Origin of the sequence: Pseudoalteromonas sp. BSi20439 (assembly GCF_000241165.1) — a bacterium.
Classification (GTDB): Bacteria; Pseudomonadota; Gammaproteobacteria; order Enterobacterales; family Alteromonadaceae; genus Pseudoalteromonas.
This window is the reverse complement of the sequence record NZ_BADW01000154.1, coordinates 1-2,355: the sequence shown is the minus strand read 5'-3', so window position 1 is coordinate 2,355 and position 2,355 is coordinate 1. Positions and strand designations below refer to the sequence as shown.

At 45.1% G+C, this 2,355-nt stretch carries 3 protein-coding genes; all 3 read left to right on the top strand.

Features of this window, described 5'->3' with window-relative positions; genetic code table 11:
• Positions 1–82 precede the first annotated feature (82 nt).
• The 3 genes from P20439_RS12580 to P20439_RS12570 all read left to right on the top strand — a co-directional run bounded on the left by P20439_RS12580 (position 83) and on the right by P20439_RS12570 (position 2,333).
• Positions 83–424 carry a hypothetical protein gene (locus P20439_RS12580; protein WP_008467385.1) on the top strand — a complete coding sequence of 114 codons (342 nt, stop codon included), beginning with the start codon at positions 83–85 and terminating at the stop codon, positions 422–424.
• Entirely contained in the window at positions 421–771 is a 351-nt protein-coding gene (gene tnpB / locus P20439_RS12575; protein WP_010554756.1) for an IS66 family insertion sequence element accessory protein TnpB, read from the top strand. The genes P20439_RS12580 and tnpB overlap by 4 nt, the downstream gene beginning before the upstream one ends.
• An 80-nt stretch (positions 772–851) precedes the next feature.
• The gene (locus P20439_RS12570; RefSeq protein ID WP_008467384.1) at positions 852–2,333 is read left to right on the top strand and encodes an IS66 family transposase; all 1,482 of its coding nucleotides are present in this window, start codon (positions 852–854) and stop codon (positions 2,331–2,333) included.
• Positions 2,334–2,355 lie beyond the last annotated feature (22 nt).

Genomic DNA, 2,355 nt, shown 5'->3' with positions numbered 1-2,355 from the left:
GTAAGCGTCTAGCGAACCACACCTAGCATCGATGTTCTGATTATCTAAAAATACCTGCTCAATGATAAATTCGGAGCAGGTGATGAAAACTTACAGAACAAGCGCACAGTGGCAGCAGCTTTTGCTGAAACGCAGTACGTTTAGTGGTACTAATATTGAATTCTGCCAACACCATAATGTCGCTATTACGACTTATTATAAACAACGTGCTTTACTGGCAAAAGACCAGCCTAATTCCACCTTGCCAGTGCACACGCAGTGCCTTACATCATCACGTTTTGTCCAGGTAAAACAAACTACTGAAGTCTGCGCGCAAACTCGTCAAAATACGCTGCAGTTTGATACGCTAACCGGCCAACTCACGTTTCCTATCGATTTAGCGACGGCCGATATCGTTGCCATTATTAAAGGGCTAACGGTATGAGGATGTTCGTTGATGTACCCACCGTCTATTTATGTGCCGATGCCGTTGATTTTCGAAAATCAATTAATGGTCTGGCGGCGTTGGTGGAAGCAGAGCTTGAACTACCCGTGCTCAGTGGTGCGCTATTTGTGTTTTGTAATAAAGGCCGTGACAAACTCAAACTGCTTTACTGGGATAACACCGGTTTTGCACTGTGGTATAAGCGATTAGATAAGCATAAGTTCAAATGGCCCAAACTCATGTCACCCACCATGACCTTAAGCGAGCAGCAATTACACTGGTTATTATCGGGTTATGATGTGATTGGACACAGTAAAATTGATGTCGCAGGTAAGCAAATGCTTTAATATTTGCGATCGATTGATGATCATCAAAGTGAGTTCAGTTAGCACTGCAAAGCCTTTGATGATGCCTTAAAATAGGCGTCATGAAAAATGAACTCGCCCTTAAACAGCGCATTGCTGAACTTGAAAAACTGTTAGCGCAGAAGGATGCCCAGATTGCGGCATTGGAAGAGCGCTGGAGCTTGGCCCAACAAAAACAATTCGGCAAAAGTGCTGAAGGCTTTGCCGGGCAAGGCGAGTTATTCAATGAAGTGGAAGAAATTGTTGAGGAAGTTGAGGCAGAGCAACAATCCATTAGCTATACCCGTAAAAAGCCGGTGCGTAAGCCACTGCCAAAAGACTTACCTCGTGAGCAAGTTATTCACGACATCATCGACAAAACCTGTGATTGCTGTGGCGGTGAGCTACATAGAATGGGTGAAGATAAGTCAGAAAAGCTTGAGTTCATACCCGCTAAAATCAAAGTGATTGAGCATATTAGGCCTAAATACGCCTGCCGTCACTGTGATAAATCCTCAACTCAGACACAGATTAAACAAGCCTCAATGCCTGCCATGCCCATCAACAAAGGCATTGCAACCAGCAGTTTGCTCAGTCAGCTTATCACCAGTAAATACCAATACGGGTTACCGCTGTATCGCCAGGAAGCGATGTTTAAGCAATACGGTATTGAACTCAGTCGACAGACCATGAGCAGCTGGATAGACAAATCAGCCACACTCTTCGCGCCATTAGTTGAACGGCTTAAAGCCGAGCTGTTAAGGCAACCCACGCTGTTTGCCGATGAAACGCCATTAAAGGTGGTGAAATCGGACAAAGTAAACAGTTACATGTGGGTGTATTGCTCGGGTCGAGATTCACCAGACCCGAATAATCCTATCCCTAATATCGTACTTTACGACTTCCACAATAGTCGCGCGGCCGCCTGCGTGGTCAATTATCTTGATGGATATCAAGGGTACTTGCACGTGGATGGCTATCAAGCCTATGCCAGAACAGAGGCAACCTTAATCGGCTGCTGGGCGCATGCTCGTCGTAAATTTATCGACGCGAAAAAGCTACAAGGTAAAAACAAAACCGGCAAAGTGGATGTGGTATTGAGCCTTATCCAAAAACTGTACGGCGTTGAGTCACGCATCAAAGATAAAAGTGTGGATGACAAATATACGGCAAGACAAGAGGTTAGCCTGCCTATTCTTAGCAAGCTAAAAATATGGCTTGAGCAGGATCAGCCAAATTTAGTGGGGAACAGCAAACTGATAGAGGCAGCTAATTACCTGGCAAATCAATGGCACAAGCTCATACGCTATGTTGATGATGGCCGACTTAGCATCGATAATAATAGAGCAGAACGCGCGGTAAAACCGTTTGTGATAGGCCGAAAGAATTGGTTATTTAGCCAAACGGCTAACGGTGCCCATGCTAGTGCCACCCTTTACAGCATTGTGGAAACCGCCAAGATAAATGGTCTAATCCCATTTAATTACATCTGTGCTTGCCTTGATGAACTGTGCCAGCCTGAGCCCGATATCGACAGCTTGTTACCCTGGAATTTTAAAACATAGGTGTAGTTCGCTAGACGCTCAC